At 70.3% G+C, this 15,552-nt stretch carries 15 protein-coding genes and 1 tRNA gene; 9 read left to right on the top strand and 7 right to left on the bottom strand.

Annotated elements, in window-relative coordinates; translation table 11 throughout:
* Positions 1–42: 42 nt before the first annotated feature.
* Positions 43–681, bottom strand: a complete 639-nt coding sequence (locus RWH43_RS08365) for an MBL fold metallo-hydrolase (RefSeq protein ID WP_144834865.1) — start codon at positions 679–681, stop codon at positions 43–45.
* A gap of 186 nt (positions 682–867) precedes the next feature.
* Here RWH43_RS08365 and RWH43_RS08360 point away from each other — a divergent pair.
* Positions 868–943, top strand: a tRNA-Glu gene (locus RWH43_RS08360).
* Positions 944–1,054: 111 nt separating this feature from the next.
* Here the strand turns inward: RWH43_RS08360 and RWH43_RS08355 are convergent.
* Complete coding sequence (locus tag RWH43_RS08355; protein ID WP_154096490.1) at positions 1,055–2,146, bottom strand: DUF4349 domain-containing protein; 1,092 nt, start codon at positions 2,144–2,146, stop codon at positions 1,055–1,057.
* Complete coding sequence (locus RWH43_RS08350; RefSeq protein ID WP_316001206.1) at positions 2,143–2,697, bottom strand: RNA polymerase sigma factor; 555 nt, start codon at positions 2,695–2,697, stop codon at positions 2,143–2,145. The genes RWH43_RS08355 and RWH43_RS08350 overlap by 4 nt, the downstream gene beginning before the upstream one ends.
* A gap of 178 nt (positions 2,698–2,875) precedes the next feature.
* On the opposite strand from RWH43_RS08350, the gene RWH43_RS08345 reads away from it, so the two are divergent.
* The gene (locus tag RWH43_RS08345) at positions 2,876–3,940 is read left to right on the top strand and encodes a TerC family protein (RefSeq protein ID WP_144834871.1); all 1,065 of its coding nucleotides are present in this window, start codon (positions 2,876–2,878) and stop codon (positions 3,938–3,940) included.
* Positions 3,941–4,213: 273 nt separating this feature from the next.
* Here the strand turns inward: RWH43_RS08345 and RWH43_RS08340 are convergent, their stop codons facing one another.
* Together RWH43_RS08340 and RWH43_RS08335 are read right to left on the bottom strand one after the other, a co-directional pair.
* Positions 4,214–5,527: an LLM class flavin-dependent oxidoreductase gene (locus RWH43_RS08340; RefSeq protein WP_316001205.1), complete on the bottom strand. Its 1,314-nt coding sequence runs from the start codon at positions 5,525–5,527 to the stop codon at positions 4,214–4,216.
* Positions 5,524–6,834, bottom strand: coding sequence for an O-acetylhomoserine aminocarboxypropyltransferase/cysteine synthase family protein (locus RWH43_RS08335; protein ID WP_144834874.1), 1,311 nt, complete (start codon positions 6,832–6,834; stop codon positions 5,524–5,526). The genes RWH43_RS08340 and RWH43_RS08335 overlap by 4 nt, the downstream gene beginning before the upstream one ends.
* A 260-nt stretch (positions 6,835–7,094) precedes the next feature.
* Between RWH43_RS08335 and leuC the strand changes: the two genes are divergently transcribed.
* From leuC to RWH43_RS08305, 6 genes are all read left to right on the top strand, one after another.
* Positions 7,095–8,555: a 3-isopropylmalate dehydratase large subunit gene (gene leuC / locus RWH43_RS08330; protein ID WP_316001204.1), complete on the top strand. Its 1,461-nt coding sequence runs from the start codon at positions 7,095–7,097 to the stop codon at positions 8,553–8,555.
* 1 nt (position 8,556) lies between these two features.
* Positions 8,557–9,153, top strand: coding sequence for a 3-isopropylmalate dehydratase small subunit (leuD, locus tag RWH43_RS08325; protein WP_316001203.1), 597 nt, complete (start codon positions 8,557–8,559; stop codon positions 9,151–9,153).
* A 62-nt stretch (positions 9,154–9,215) separates the two neighbouring features.
* Complete coding sequence (gene murA / locus RWH43_RS08320; RefSeq protein WP_316001202.1) at positions 9,216–10,589, top strand: UDP-N-acetylglucosamine 1-carboxyvinyltransferase; 1,374 nt, start codon at positions 9,216–9,218, stop codon at positions 10,587–10,589.
* Between the two features lie 3 nt (positions 10,590–10,592).
* Complete coding sequence (locus tag RWH43_RS08315; RefSeq protein ID WP_230704758.1) at positions 10,593–11,333, top strand: lysophospholipid acyltransferase family protein; 741 nt, start codon at positions 10,593–10,595, stop codon at positions 11,331–11,333.
* A complete protein-coding gene (locus RWH43_RS08310) occupies positions 11,323–12,465 on the top strand; it encodes an NAD(P)H-dependent glycerol-3-phosphate dehydrogenase (protein WP_144834884.1) in 1,143 nt (380 codons plus the stop codon). Before RWH43_RS08315 ends, RWH43_RS08310 begins: the two co-directional genes overlap by 11 nt.
* Positions 12,365–13,450: a D-alanine--D-alanine ligase family protein gene (locus RWH43_RS08305; RefSeq protein WP_316001201.1), complete on the top strand. Its 1,086-nt coding sequence runs from the start codon at positions 12,365–12,367 to the stop codon at positions 13,448–13,450. The genes RWH43_RS08310 and RWH43_RS08305 overlap by 101 nt, the downstream gene beginning before the upstream one ends.
* A 9-nt stretch (positions 13,451–13,459) precedes the next feature.
* On the opposite strand, the gene RWH43_RS08300 is transcribed toward RWH43_RS08305, so the two are convergent.
* On the bottom strand, positions 13,460–13,963 hold the full coding sequence (locus tag RWH43_RS08300; RefSeq protein ID WP_316001200.1) for a DUF3515 family protein: 504 nt from the start codon (positions 13,961–13,963) through the stop codon (positions 13,460–13,462).
* A 52-nt stretch (positions 13,964–14,015) separates the two neighbouring features.
* Here RWH43_RS08300 and thiL point away from each other — a divergent pair, with 52 nt between their 5' ends.
* Entirely contained in the window at positions 14,016–14,984 is a 969-nt protein-coding gene (gene thiL, locus RWH43_RS08295; RefSeq protein WP_316001336.1) for a thiamine-phosphate kinase, read from the top strand.
* A gap of 1 nt (position 14,985) precedes the next feature.
* Here thiL and rsmD read toward each other — a convergent pair whose 3' ends face one another.
* Entirely contained in the window at positions 14,986–15,546 is a 561-nt protein-coding gene (gene rsmD / locus RWH43_RS08290) for a 16S rRNA (guanine(966)-N(2))-methyltransferase RsmD (RefSeq protein ID WP_144834890.1), read from the bottom strand.
* Positions 15,547–15,552: the final 6 nt, after the last annotated feature.

Genomic DNA, 15,552 nt, shown 5'->3' with positions numbered 1-15,552 from the left:
CTCGCGGCATCCGGTGTTCTCGTGTGTCGGGACGGAGGCCCGTCAGATCTCCGTCGAGTCGCCCGGCTTGAGGTCGACGAACGACCCGCCGTGCTGCTCGACGGCCCAGGTGAGGCGTGCATCGCCCATCTGCTTGCCCGCGACCGACAGGGTCATGTCGTGCGTGGCGAACACGCGTTCGGGCTTGACATCGAGCACGTAGTCGATGGCGTCGCCGATCTTCAGCCACGGGGCTCCAACGGGGGCTGCGAGCAGCGCGACCTTCTTGTGCTTGGGAACGGCGTACGAGTCACCGGGGTAGTAGAGGGACTCGTTGACGAGGACGCCGACGTTGTCGACCACCGGGATCGACGAGTGGATGACCTCGTGCTTCCCGCCGAAGAACTCCAGGTGGAACGGACCCAGGTCCAGCGTGTCGCCGGGGTTCACTACCGACACGTCGAAGCCGGCGGCGGCCTCGCGCACGCCCTCCGGACCGTAGACCGGCACGCCGGGGTGGGCTTTCTGCAGACGTGTGAGGTGCTCGGGGGTCCAGTGGTCGGCGTGCTCGTGCGTGATGACGATGCCGACGAGCCCGTCGAGGTCGTCGAGCGGCGAGGTGAAGCTGCCCGGATCGATGACCAGGCTGTGTCCGGCTTCAGAGACGACGAGGGCGGCGTGTTCGTGCTTGGTGAGACGCATGAGTCGAGTCAACTCCCGGCGGCGGGGGCACGGCAAGCGCTGGCGCATCGGGTGAACAGCGTCTAATGCCTCTTCCGTCGCGCGTGCTCGCGCGGTACGGTGGCCGGACACGCCCGGGAATTCGGTGGCTCGGCCCCGATTTTGCGTGCGCGTCATTCGTGATGCATACTTGAACGGTTGCGACGCGGCCCCATCGTATAGCGGCCTAGTACGCCGCCCTCTCACGGCGGTAACGCGGGTTCGAATCCCGCTGGGGTCACCAACACGACGAAGAGCCTCGACCGGATGGTCGGGGCTCTTCGTCGTTGTCGGCGACGGTGTCCGGACGAGGAGCTGCGTGCGCGGGTTGGGCCCCACCGCCGTCGCCCGCCGCTCAGCCCTCGCGCGCCGCGCGGCGACGCCGGATCACGCGCCGCACGCCCCACACGATCGCCCAGGCCGCGCCGGCGACGACGATCCAGGGCAGGAGGAATCCGAGGCCGATCACGAGTCCGTTGAGGGTCGCGACGAGGCCGTTCCACCCGGCGACCAGGCCGTCGCCGAAGCCCGCGGGATCCGCGGTGACCGTGGCCGTGCGCGCGTTCAGCTGAACGCTGAGCGACGACAGGGCGACCTGCGACTCGATGCTCTGCAGCACCTGGCGGTCGCTGTCGAGCTGCGCCTGCCGATCGGCGAGCGCGGACTCGGCGGTGACGAGGTCGGACACCGACGCGGCCTGAGCGAGCAGTTCGGTGAGGCGGGCGACCGAGGCTTCGCCGGCGGCGACGCGGGCGCGCAGGTCGACGCTCTGCTCGGTCACGTCGGAGCGTGTCACGCTCGTCGCCGTGACGTCGCCGACGGAGCCGAGGCCGTCCATCACCTGCGTCAGGGTGTCGGCGGGCACGCGCACGGTGATCCAGCCCGAGTCCGTGGTCGGCGTCGTCGACGCGGCGCCGTCGACGGGTACGAGCACCTGCCCACCGCCGACCTGCGACGACTCGACGTAGCCTCCGACCCCGGTCGCCGTCGCACTGATGGCGGCGATCGCCGCGGCGACGTCGTCGACCTCGACGGTGCTCGATCCGGTGGTCACGATGTCGCGCCCCGCGGTGGCGGTTCCGGATGCCGCGGACCCCTGTTCCGTCGAGCTCGCACCGGCAGAACCCGAGGTGCCGGCATCCGGACCCGGGGCGACCGGCGCGGTGTCGGCGACCGAACCGCCCGCGGACTGATCGCGCGATCCGGACTCCGGGGCGCTTCCGGCCTCGATCGCGGTGCTCGAAGCGCCGGTGCCCTGCGTGACGCCGAGCGAGGGCCCGACGATCGCGGCGACCACGACGACGGCCGCGGCCGCGGCGACACCGGTCCAGACGCCGCGGCGTCGCCGACGCCGCCGGTCGCGCTCATCGGCGATGCGACCGAACACGGCGGCTTCGATGGCCTCCACGCGGTCGTGGGACAGAGGGGGAAGGGTCGGGGTGGTCATGGGGTCTCCGTCTCCATCGCGGTGGCGCGCACCCGGGAACGGATGCGGGAGAGGCGATTGCGCACCGTGCCGTGCGAGACGCCGAGCGACGCGGCGGCCGCCTCGTAGTCGTAACCCTCGGCGGCGCACAGGCGGAAGATCTCGCGATCCAGCTCGCTCAGACGGTCCACGGCGGCGAGGATCGCGGCGACCGTCTGCGCCTGCACGACCTGCGCCTCGACATCGACGGCCGAGGGGATCTCGTCGTCGAGCGCCGCGTGCGAACCGTGGCGGCGTCGAGCCCGCAGCTTGTTCTGCGCCTGCAGCCGGCACACCGTTACGAGCCACGGCAGGAGCGAGGCACCCTCGAGACGCAGCGACGGGATCTTCCGCCACGCGACGACGAAGGTCTCCTGCGCGACGTCCTCGGCATCGGCCGTCACGCCGAGCAGCCCGAACGCGACCCAGTACACCGGCCGCACGTACGCGCGGTACAGCGTGCGGAAGGCCGCCTCGGAGCCGGCCGCGGCGCGCGCGACGAGCGCCCCGTCGTCGATCACGTCGTCGGTCATCGGCATCCACTTCCCGATCGGGCCGAGGCTCTGCGAGCACTCTCTCACTACAGAAGTGTCCGGTCCGAGCGGATCGTCTCACGGATGTACGCACGTTATGAGCACTACTTGCATAAGGCGGTGGCCGACGGGGAGCACCGGATAAACTCGAGCGTTTCCCCCGACGAAAGGCCCCGCGATGGAGCTGCAGCTCGACCCGCTCTTCCAGACGATCACGCTGGTGGTGCTGGTCGTCATCCTCATCGCCGACCTGCTCATCATCCTCAAGCGCCCGCACATCCCGGCGCCGAAGGAGTCGACGCTGTGGGTCGTCTTCTACGTCACGCTCGCGCTGATCTTCGCCGGGGTGCTGTGGATCGTCGCCGGGGGAGAGGTCGCGGGTCAGTTCGTCGCGGGCTGGCTCACCGAGTACAGCCTGTCGATCGACAACCTGTTCGTTTTCGTGCTGATCATGGGCCAGTTCTCGGTGCCGCGCCGGTACCAGCAGGAGGTGCTGATGGTCGGCATCATCATCGCGCTCATCCTGCGTGGCGCGTTCATCCTGGTCGGCGCGACGATCATTGAGAACTTCAGCCCGATCTTCTACCTCTTCGGCGCCTTCCTCATCTACACCGCGATCCGCCAGGCGTTCCCCGGCGACGACCACGACGACGACTCGCAGAAAGAGAACCTCATCGTGCGGACGCTGCGTCGCGTGCTGCCGATGAGCGACGAGTACGACGGCAAGAAGGTCATCACGCGCATCAAGGGCAAGAAGGTCTTCACGCCCATGATCATCGTGTTCGTCGCGATCGGCGTGACCGATCTGCTGTTCGCGATCGACTCGATCCCCGCGATCTTCGGCATCACGCAGAGCCCGTTCATCGTCTTCACCGCGAACCTCTTCGCGCTGATGGGTCTGCGCCAGCTGTACTTCCTGCTGGGCGACCTGCTCGACCGCCTGAAGTACCTGCACTACGGCATCGCGTTCATCCTCGCGTTCATCGGCGTGAAGCTGATCCTGCACGCGATGCACGTCAACGAGCTGTCGTTCCTCAACGGCGGGGAGCCCATCGAGTGGGCGCCCGAGATCTCGACGTGGGTCTCGCTCGCGGTGATCGTGCTGTCGATGGCGGTCGCGACCCTCGCGAGCCTCGCATCGTCGCGCAAGGAGTCGTCGGCGAACGACCGTCACGAGGCAGCGGCGGAGGTCGCAGACGAGAAGGGCACCCCCGCGACCGTGGAGCAGCCCGAGCGCGACTGAGCGCCTGAGGGCTGGTCGTCGAGGACCCTGAGCTTGTCGAAGGGTCCGGGCCCAGCAGGGTCCGGTGGCTTCGACAGGCTCAGCCACCTGGGTGAGGGCCCGCGGGGTCCGGTGGCTTCGACGGGCTCAGCCACCTGGGTGGGGGTCTGTGCGTTTCGGTGGCTTCGACGGGCTCAGCCACCTGGGCGGGGGTCTGTGCGTTTCGGTGGCTTCGACAGGCTCAGCCACCTGGGTCGACAGGCTCAGCCACCTGGGGTCACGGCATCCGCCCCGCTAGAACGCGCGCAGGTTGGCCTGCAGGCCGCCGTCGACGTACTCCTCGCGGAGGATGCCGCGCCGGCGCAGGATCGGCACGAGGTCGTCGAGCACACGGTGCACGGTGACCGGGTGCAGGTCGCCCCACAGCAGCACGCCGTCGTTGCCCCAGTCGCCGAGCTCCTCGATGCGGTCGGCGAACTCGTCGGCCGTCCCCACGAAGCCGGAGCCGTCGTTCAACCGGCCCAGGCGCGCGTGCGCGGAGAAGATCGTGCGCAGGGGAGCGTCGTCGTCGTGTTTTCCGACGAGGCGGCGGATGCTGCCCTCCGACACGTGCTCGCCGAAGATCGAGCGGTCGAGCGGCTTGTCGAGGTCGAGCCCGGTGAGATCGGTCTCGAGATCGCTGGACTGCTTGCGCGCGATGGCGACCAGCGCCTCGTCAGTCGGATCGGCGGATGCCGCGACCAGACGATCGGCTTCCTCCGGCGACGAGACGAGCACGGGCTGGATCGCGAAGAGGATCTTGATGTCGGACGCCGTGCGCCCCGCTGCTTCGGCGGCCGCGTGGATGCGACCGCGATACGCGCGGATGCTCTGCTCGTCGAGGGGCGCGAGCGCGAGCTGCACGTCGGAGTTGTGCCCCGCGAACGACAGGCCACGGCCCGATCCGCCGGGGGAGACGATCGCCGGCGCGCCGTCGGTGAAGGGGACGGCGTTGAGCGGCCCGTCGAAGCCGAAGTGCTCGCCTCGGTGCTGCACCGCCTCGAGCTTCGTACCGTCGGCGTAGACACCCGTCTCCTCATCGGCGACCAGAGCGCCCTCACCCCAGCTGTTCCAGAGCTTCCGGATGCCGTCGAGCCACTCTTCGGCACGGTCGTAGGCCGCGTCGTGCCCGAGCTGCGGCGCGGCGGAGAAGTGTCGCGCGCTGCCGGTGTCGGTCACGACGTTCAGGCCGAGACGGTGGCCGCTCAGGTGCTGGAGCGTCGCGAACTGCCGGGCGGCGGTGTACGGCAGGTACGCGGCCGGGTTGACCGTCGGCACCACGCCCAGGTGCCGCGTCGCCGCGAACAGGTACGGCGCGAGCAGCAGCGGGTCGTGCTTGGGCCCGCCGAAGGCGTGTCGCACGCGCAGGTCGATCGTGTCGGCGCTGCCGAGCGAGGGCGCGTCTTCGATGATCAGCAGGTCGAAGCCGGCCTGCTCGAGCGTGCGGGCGGAGTCCTGGTAGAGGCCGGGCTCGGTCCAGCGGTGGTTCCAGCGCAGGGAGGGGTGGCCCCACCCGTGCGGGCCGAATCCGCGCGCGAGGAACCAGCCGAAGTGCTGCAGCCGGCTCACAGCACGACCGTCTCGCGCTCGAGGACGGGCACGCCGACGAGCGCCTGGTCGAGGTCGGCCAGCAGGTCGTCGATGTCTTCGATGCCGATCGACAGGCGGATCGTGCCGGGGAAGACCCCCGCCCGCTGGCGCTCCTCGACGGTGCGGGCGGCGTGCGAGGTGCTCTGCGGGTGCAGCACGAGCGAGCGCACGTCGCCGAGGTGGGTCATGTGCGTGATGACCTCGACCGACTGCACGACGTGTCGCGCGGCCTCGAGACCGCCGCGCAGGGTGACGGTGAAGACCGAGCCGAAGCCGCGCGTGAGATACCGCTCACCGAGGTCGTGGTGGGGGTGCGAGTCGAGACCGATGTAGTCGACGCGCTCCACCTCGGGGCGCTGTTCGAGCCAGCGGGCGACGGCGAGGGCGTTCTGCGACTGACGTTCGACGCGCAGGCTCAGCGTCTCGATGCCCTGGCCGATGAGGAAGGCGTTCAGCGGCGAGGGCGAGGGGCCGAACCGCGGCGCCACGCTCTCGCGGAGGTACTGTCCGCGCGCGCGGGCGCCGTACTTCTCGGCGTAGCTCGCCCCGCCCAGGCGGTCGGTCTGCACGAGGTGGGGGAAGCGGTGACCGGATGCCGCGGCGTCGAAGCGACCGTCGTCGACGATGACCCCGCCGAGCACGGCGCCTTGACCGGCGAGGAACTTGCTCGCCGAGTGCACGACGACGGCGGCCCCGTGCTCGATCGGGCGGAGCAGGTACGGAGTGGTGAACGTGCTGTCGACGACGAGCGGGATGCCGTGCTCGGCGCCGATCGCGGCCACCGCGGCCACGTCGAGCACGTCGTTGCGGGCGTTCGAGAGCGTCTCGGCGAAGAGGGCCCGCGTGCGGGGCGTGATCGCGGCGCGCCAGGCATCGAGGTCATCGGTGTCGACGAAGGTCGTCTCGACCCCCAGACGCGCGAGGTTGTCGAGCAGGAGACCGCGGGTGCCCTCGTAGATGTGCTCCGACACGACGACGTGGTCGCCCGCGCCCGCGAGGGCGAGGAGCGCGACGGTGACCGCCGCCTGACCGCTCGACACGAGCACGGCCTGGTCGCCGCCCTCGAGCGAGGCGAGGCGCTCCTCGACGGCGTGCACGGTGGGGTTGCCGGTGCGGCTGTATCCGAAGCCCGTGCCCTCGCCGAAGTGCGCGGCCGACTCGTCGAGGTCGCTGAACGTGAAGCCCGCGGTGAGGTAGATCGGGGTCGCGCGGGGGCTCGCCTGCGCGGTCGCCGATCCTGCGTGGACCTGGCGAGTGGAGAAACCGGTGTCGGCGCCTGCGGCCATGGCGCACTCCTTCCTTCGGGTCGGCCCAGATTCGCACGCGCGGGCGCCGGGCGACGAAACGTGCGTCGCTCTGTGACACCGCCGGCGAGGCATCCGGTGCCTCTTCGTGACGGCAGGGGTGTCGGATGCCGGTGGTATCGTGACGACGTGCGGATCGCTCGCCTCCTCCTTAGCGGCCGCGACGAGACCTTGTCCTAGGCCTCTCTCGTCGCGGAGTTCGTCGCGGGCCTCACACCCCCTTCCGAGGAGAAACGCAAGACATGAGCACGATTCCCGAGAACCCTCGCACCCTGGCCGAGAAGGTCTGGGACGACCACCTCGTCGTCAAGGGCGAGAACGGTCAGCCCGACCTCATCTACATCGACCTGCACCTCGTGCACGAGGTCACCAGCCCCCAGGCCTTCGACGGCCTGCGCGGCGAGGGGCGCCCCGTGAGGCGGCTCGATCTGACGATCGCGACCGAAGACCACAACACCCCGACACTCGACATCGACAAGCCGATCGCCGACCTCACCAGCCGTACCCAGATCGACACGCTGCGCCGCAACGCCGACGAGTTCGGCGTCCGCATCCACTCGCTGGGCGACAAGGAGCAGGGCATCGTCCACGTGGTCGGTCCGCAGCTCGGCCTCACCATGCCGGGCATCACCGTCGTGTGCGGCGACTCGCACACTTCGACCCACGGCGCGTTCGGCGCGATGGCGTTCGGCATCGGCACGAGCGAGGTCGAGCACGTGCTCGCCACGCAGACGCTGCCGCTCAAGCCCTTCAAGACGATGGCCATCACCGTCGAGGGCGAGCTGAAGCCCGGCGTCACCGCGAAAGACATCATCCTCGCGATCATCGCCAAGATCGGCGCCAACGGCGGGCAGGGCTACGTGCTCGAGTTCCGCGGCAGCGCGATCCGCTCCCTCTCGATGGAGGGGCGCATGACGATGTGCAACATGTCGATCGAGGCCGGCGCCCGCGCGGGCATGATCGCCCCCGACGAGACGACCTTCGCCTACGTCAAGGACAAGCCGCACGCTCCGCAGGGCCAAGACTGGGACGACGCGGTCGCCTACTGGCGCACACTGCCGAGCGATGAGGGCGCCGCCTACGACGCCGAGGTGTTCCTCGACGCCGCCGAGCTCGAACCCTTCGTCACCTGGGGCACGAACCCCGGTCAGGGCGTCTCGCTGAGCGACGTCGTCCCCACCCCGGCCGACATCGTCGACGCCAACGAGCGCGCCGCGGCCGAGCGGGCGCTCGAGTACATGGACCTGCAGGCCGGCACCCCGATGAAGGACATCCCGGTGGATGCCGTGTTCATGGGCTCCTGCACGAACAGCCGCATCGAAGACCTCCGCGCCTTCGCCTCGGTCATCGAGGGGCGCACCAAGGCGGAGAACGTCCGCGTCATGGTCGTGCCGGGATCGGCGCGCGTGCGCCTCGAAGCCGAGGCCGAGGGCCTCGACAAGGTCTTCACCGACTTCGGCGCCGAGTGGCGCTTCGCCGGGTGCTCGATGTGCCTGGGCATGAATCCCGACCAGCTGGCCCCGGGGGAGCGCTGCGCGTCGACCTCGAACCGCAACTTCGAAGGACGCCAGGGCAAGGGCGGCCGCACGCACCTCGTGTCGCCGCTCGTCGCCGCGGCCACGGCCGTGCGCGGAACGCTGTCGAGCCCGGCCGATCTGGACCCCGTTCCCACCGAGACCGTTTCGACCGGGGCGGAGGCCTGACATGGAGAAGTTCACCACGCACACCGGAATCGCGGCCCCGCTGAAGCGGTCGGCCGTCGACACCGACCAGATCATCCCCGCCGTGTTCCTCAAGCGCGTCACCAAGACGGGCTTCGAAGACGCCCTGTTCTCGAACTGGCGCCAAGACCCCGGGTTCGTTCTCAATCAGGACGCCTACCGCTCGGCATCCGTTCTCGTCGCCGGCCCCGACTTCGGAACGGGATCCAGCCGCGAGCACGCCGTGTGGGCGCTGCGCGACTACGGGTTCCGCGTCGTGCTGAGTCCGAAGTTCGCCGACATCTTCCGCGGCAACTCGGGCAAGCAAGGCCTGGTCACGGGGGTGATCACCGAAGACGAGGTCGAGCAGATCTGGGCCGTCCTCGAGGCGCACCCCGGCACCGAGATGACCGTCGACCTGCAGGCGAAGACCGCCACGGTCGGCGGCCTCACGGTCTCTTTCGAGATCGACGATTACACTAGGTGGCGGCTTCTCGAAGGGCTCGACGACATCGGGCTCACGCTGCGTGACGAAGACAAGATCACGCAGTTCGAGGCGCGCCGCGAGGCATGGCGGCCGCAGACCCTTCCGGTCCGCTGAGCCCGATCGACCCGATCGGGTCGATCTGCCGCCCCTCGTCCACGAAGTGAGGTCCACCCCCCATGAGCACACTCGTCACCGATTCCGGAGACCAGAACCCCGAACAGCCGGACTGGGAGGCGGCCGAGACCCTCGCGATCCGCGGCGGCCGGCCCCTGCGCGGAACCGTCGAGGTCAAGGGCGCGAAGAACCTGGTGACGAAGGCCATGGTGGCCGCGCTCCTGGGCGAGACCACGAGCACGCTGCGCGACGTGCCGATGATCAGCGACGTCAAGGTCGTCCGCTCGCTCCTCGAGGTGCACGGCGTCACGGTGACCGAGGGTGACGAGGAGGGCACGCTCCACCTCGACCCCTCGGGCGCCGTCGCCGCGCACTTCGAAGAGATCGACGCCCACGCGGGCGCGTCGCGCATCCCGATCCTCTTCTGCGGCCCGCTGCTGCACCTCCTGGGTGAGGCGCTCATCCCCGACCTCGGCGGATGCCGCATCGGCGATCGCCCCATCAACTTCCACATGGACGCCCTGCGCGCCTTCGGTGCCGTCGTCGACAAGAGCTACGAGGGCATCCGCATCACGGCGCCCAACGGCCTGCACGGCGCCTCGATCGAGCTGCCGTACCCCAGCGTGGGCGCGACCGAGCAGGTGCTGCTCACGGCCGTCCGTGCGAAGGGCGTGACGGAGCTGCGCAACGCCGCGATCGAGCCCGAGATCATGGATCTCATCGCCGTGCTGCAGAAGATGGGCGCGATCATCTCGTACGAGCCCAACCGCGTCATCTTCATCGAAGGCGTCGACAAGCTCGTCGGCTTCGACCACCGCGCGATCTTCGACCGCAACGAGGCCGCGTCGTGGGCCTGCGCCGCGCTCGCGACCGACGGCGAGATCTTCGCCAAGGGTGCGCGCCAGCAGGACATGCTGACCTTCCTCAACGTCTTCCGCAAGGCCGGCGGATGGTTCGACGTGCGCGAAGACGGCATCCTCTTCCGCCGCGGCGACGCCCTCAAGCCCGTCATGGTCGAGACCGACGTGCACCCCGGCTTCATGACCGACTGGCAGCAGCCGCTCATCGTGGCCCTCACGCAGGCGTCCGGCACCTCGACGGTGCACGAGACGGTGTACGAGAACCGTCTCGGCTTCACCGAGGCCCTCAACAAGATGGGCGCCGACATCACCGTGCACCCGAAGGGCATCTCGAGCCCCGACCGCCGCGTTCCGCGTCGTTCGCTCGAGCAGGCCGCCGTCATCAACGGCCCGACGCCCCTGCACGGCGCCGACGTCGAGGTGCCCGACCTGCGCGGCGGCTACAGCTACGTCATCGCGGCCCTGGCCGCCGAGGGCGAGTCGACGGTGCGCAACATCGGCATCATCCGCCGTGGCTACGAGAAGTTCCTCGAGAAGCTGACCGCTCTCGACGCCGACTTCGACGTCGTGGGCTGACCAGTGGCCGCCTCGCCCGAGAAGACGAAGCCGAGCGCCTTCTGGCCGCTCGCGGCGATCATCGTGCCCATCACGGGCCTGTTCGCCCGCATCGAGATCCGCGGGGCCGAGAACCTCCCGCGGGAGGGCGCGTACGTCATCGCTCCGAACCACAACTCGGAGTTCGATCCGGTGATCGTCGCCGTCGCGGTGTGGCGTCTCGGGCGCGCACCGCGGTTCATGGCGAAAGAGAGCCTGTTCAAGGTCCCCGTTCTCGGGGCCGCCCTGAAGGCGACCGGAATGGTGCCCGTGCCGCGCACCTCGACGAGCGCGAACCAGTCGATGAAGGCCGCGCAGCAGATCGCGAGCGACGGCCGCGGCGTCATCGTCTACGCCGAGGGAACCCTCACGCGCGATCCCGAGCTGTGGCCCATGCGCGGCAAGACCGGCGCGGTGCGCCTCGCCCTCGCCGCCGACCTGCCGCTGATTCCGATGGCGCAGTGGGGCGTGCAGCAGATCCTCCCGCGCTACGGCAAGCTGAAGTTCCCGCGTCGCTCGCACGTGATCGTCGAGATCGGACCCGCGATGGACCTCAGCGAGTACACCGCGACCGCGACTCAGCCCGCCACGCTCGCCAAGGCCACCGACGCGATGATGAACCGCATCACCGAGATGCTCGCCGGCATCCGGGGCCTTCCCGCTCCGACCGAGCGCTGGAACCCGTCGCAGCACGGGCAGAACGAGACGGGCCGCCTTGACGCGTAAGGCGGTCGTGCCCACCACCGGGCCCAAGGTCGCCGTCGTCGGCGCGGGCAGCTGGGGCACGACGTTCGGCAAGATCCTCGCCGACGGCGGGGCCTCGGTCGTCATGTGGGCGCGCCGCCCCGAACTGGCCGCCGAGATCACCGAGTCCAAGCGCAACAGTCGTTACCTCTCGGGCATCAACCTGCCGCGGACCATGACCGCGACGACCGATCTGGCCGAGGCGCTGAACGGCGCCGAGCAGATCTTCCTGTCGGTGCCGAGCCAGTCGCTGCGCGAGAACCTCGCGGCCATCCGTCCGCTCGTCGAACACACCGACGTACCGCTCGTCTCGCTCATGAAGGGCGTCGAGAAGTCGACCGGCCTGCGCATGAGCCAGGTCATCGAACAGGTGCTCGAGTGCGACCCGGCGCGCATCGCCGTGGCATCCGGCCCCAACCTCGCCCTCGAGATCGCCCGCGAGCAGCCGACTGCGGCGGTCATCAGCTCGTTGAGCCCCGAGACCGCCGAGGCCGTGGCCCGTCGCGCGCGCAACAGGTACTTCCGCTCGTTCGTGAACACCGACGTGATCGGCACGGAGTTCGGCGGCGTGCTGAAGAACCTCATCGCCGTCGCGATCGGCATCGTCGACGGCGTCGGCTACGGCGAGAACACGAAGGCCTCGATCATCACGCGCGGTCTGGTCGAGATGACCGACTTCGCCGTCGCGCAAGGCGCCCAGCCCGAGACGCTGCAGGGCCTCGCGGGCCTCGGCGACCTCATCGCGACGTGCCAGTCGCCGCTCAGCCGCAACAACACCGCCGGGCGCCTGCTCGGCCAGGGGTACGGCTACAAAGAGGTCGTGGCCCAGATGCAGCAGACCGCGGAGGGCCTGGCATCCGTCGCCCCCGTCCTGCAGCTCGCGAAGCAGGTCGGCGTCGACATGCCCATCGTGCAGCAGGTCAAGATGGTGCTCGACGGGACCATGGACCCGCGCGACATCGCACCGCACCTGACGACAGACGACGACCAGCCGCAGGGCGAGAGGACGCAGAATGACCAAACCGGTGGTGGTGGTGCTCTTCGGCGGGCGCTCCAGCGAGCATTCGATCAGTTCCGCCACGGCGGGCGGGGTGCTGCGGGCGATCGACCGTGACCGCTTCCGGGTCATCCCGGTCGGCATCACGCGCGACGGCGCCTTCGTGCTCGAAGACGACGATCCCGACAAGTTCGCGCTGATCCCCGACGCGCTGCCCGAGGTGCGCGACAACGGCACGCGCGTGCGCCTGCCCGATTCGACGCTCTCGCGCGAGTGGACGGTGACGGATGCCGAGGGCACCCGCTCACTCGGAGACGTCGACGTCGTGCTGCCGATCCTGCACGGCCGCTTCGGTGAGGACGGCACCGTGCAGGGGCTGCTCGAGCTGCTCGGCATCCCGTACGCCGGCGGGGGAGTGCTCATGTCGGCGATCGGCATGAACAAGCACGTGACCAAGCAGGTGCTGCGCGCGGCGAACGTGCCCGTCGTGCCGTGGGTCGCGGTGACCCGCGCCGACCTCGCCCGAGACCGCGCTCTGTGGGAGCGCCGCATCCGCGCGCTCGACCTGCCGGTGTTCGTGAAGCCGAACGAGGCCGGCTCGAGCGTCGGCGTGACGAAGGTGTCGCAGTGGGACGACCTCGACGCCGCACTCGACACCGCCTTCGCCGAAGACGGCCTGGTGCTGATCGAGAAGGCGATCGTCGGCCGCGAGGTGGAGTGCGGCGTGCTCCCCGGACGTGACGGCGGACCGGTGCGCGTCAGCGTCGCCGGCGAGATCGTCGTGACCGGTCGGGAGTTCTACGACTTCGAGGCGAAATACCTCGGGGCGGCGGGCGTCGAGCTCGTGTGCCCCGCCGACCTGCGCGACGGTGAGCTCGCCGAGATGCAGCGGATCGCCGCCCAGGCGTTCGAGGCGATCGGTGGCCAGGGTCTCGCGCGCGTCGACTTCTTCTACACCGGCACCGAGTTCTACGTGAACGAGGTCAACACCATGCCCGGGTTCACGCCGATCTCGATGTTCCCGACCTGCTGGATCGCCTCGGGCCTGTCGTACCCCGACCTCATCAGCGACCTGCTCGACGCGGCTCTCGCGAAGGCCTGACGCGCGGGATCAGGGGGTCGGCGTCGGCGTCGGGGTCGTGTCGGAGGTCGAGGTGCACACGGCACCCGTCGACGGCAGGTACTGGCTGATCAGTGGGCCGAGGGCCTGGGCCACGTCGGCGCTGCTCGCCTCTTCGTAGTCGAGGTAGACCTGGATCGCGGGACTGCGCCCGAAGGTCGTCAGCGTGTAGCGGTTCTGGTCGGCCTGCGACTCGTCGACGAGCCAGTCGACGCCGTCGAACGGACGGCACGGAAGCGTCGACGGACCGGGGGTCTCGAGGCCGCACGTCATGAGGATCGCGGCGGGGTCGCCCCACGCGCCGGTCGACTGCGCGTCGGTCCACCGGCGCTGCTGGCCCGAGATCTGGTCGGGCAGGCGCGAGATGACGTCGGCGCAGGCGGGGTCGTTCGCCTGCTTCGCCGGTTCCATCGCGACCGTCGTGCTGCACGCCGCGAGTCCCGGGAGAAGGACGAGGGCGGCGACGAGCGCGAGGGAGCGGGAGGAGCGGGGCACCCCTCCAGGCTAATAGCGTGGGGAGGTGACCGACGCCGAGACCACCCGTGCAATGACTGTGGGGGAGCTGTCCGAGGGGCAGATCCTGCGCGGCATCCTCGACCGCCTTCCTCCCTCGACCGCGCCGGTGGGGCCGGGCGACGATGCCGCGGTGCTGGCGGTGCCCGACGGGCGGGTGGTCGCAACCACCGACACGCTCGTGCACGGGCCGGATTTCCGCCTGGCGTGGTCGCAGCCCTTCGACCTCGGGTTCAAGGCGGCGGCGGTGAACCTGTCCGACGTCGCGGCGATGGGGGCGCGACCGATCGCCCTGCTCGTGGCCCTCGCGATGCCGGATGCCACCCCCGTGTCGTTCGTGCGCGGTTTCGCCGACGGCCTCGCCGCCGCCTGCGCGGAGCTTGCTCCCGGCTGCGCGGTCGAGGGCGGCGACCTCACCGTGTCGGACACCCTCACGATCGCCGTGACGGCGCTCGGCAGCCTCGACGGCCGCGAACCGGTGCGCCGCTCGGGCGCGCGCGCCGGCGACGGCGTCTACGTGATCGGCGAGCTGGGTGAGGCCGCGCGCGGGCTCGAGGTGCTGTTCCGACGGTTCACGGATGCCGAGGGGGCCCCGGTCCCGGTCGATCCGGCGCTGCTCGACTCGGCCGAGGCCCGCGCTCTGTCGCGCCAGCTCCGGCCGCGCCCACCCATCGCCGAGGCGCTGGAGGCCGCGGCATCCGGAGCCACCGCCATGATGGACGTCTCCGACGGCCTCGTGCTCGACGCGACGCGCCTGGCCGATACCTCCGACGTCACCATCGCGTTCGACAGCGCGACGCTGGGAGACGACCCGGGCCTCGCGCTCGACGGGGGAGAGGACCACGGCTTCCTCGTGACCTTCCCCGCAGACGCCGTCCCTCTCGGTCGCCGCGTCGGCACGGTCGAACCGCGCGGCGCGGAGGCGGTCACGGTCGACGGGCGCGCCTGGACCGGTCGCGGCGGCTGGGACCCCTACCGCGATTGGGACGCCGGGCGCGGCTGAGTCAGGCGGGGCGCCCCCACCACATCGTCGTGTCGCCGTAGGCGCGGTCGCGGTCGGCTTCGAGGCCGGCGGCGGCCCAGTCGGGCGTGGGGGAACGCTTCGCACGTTCGACGATCACCGTGGCATCCGGACTCAACCGCGGAGCGAGGGCGACCAGGGCGCGCGTGAGCTCGTCGTCGCCGACGTCGTAGGGCGGGTCGAGGAACACGAGGTCGAATTCGGCGACGGATGCCGAGAGCCAGGTCGTGACGTTCGCCCGGTGCACGCGCGCGGGGGCGTTCACGCCCGCGGTGCGCAGACGGTCGGCGTTCTTGCGGATGAGCGTCGCGGCGGGGGCCGACAGCTCGACGAGGTCGGCGGACGCCGCGCCGCGGCTCAGGCTCTCGAGCCCCAGGGCCCCGGATCCGGCGTACAGGTCGGCCACGCGCGCGTCGTCGAGGAGCCCGGCCGATTCGAGCGCGCCGAACAGCGACTCGCGGACGCGGTCGCTGGTGGGCCGCGTGCCCTTCGGGGGGACGTCGAGAACGGTGCCGCCGGCGCGGCCGGAGATGATGCGCGTCACCGTCCC

This window comes from Microbacterium algihabitans, from assembly GCF_032464975.1.
Classification (GTDB): Bacteria; Actinomycetota; Actinomycetes; order Actinomycetales; family Microbacteriaceae; genus Microbacterium; species Microbacterium algihabitans.
This window is presented reverse-complemented; position numbering and strand designations above follow the sequence as displayed.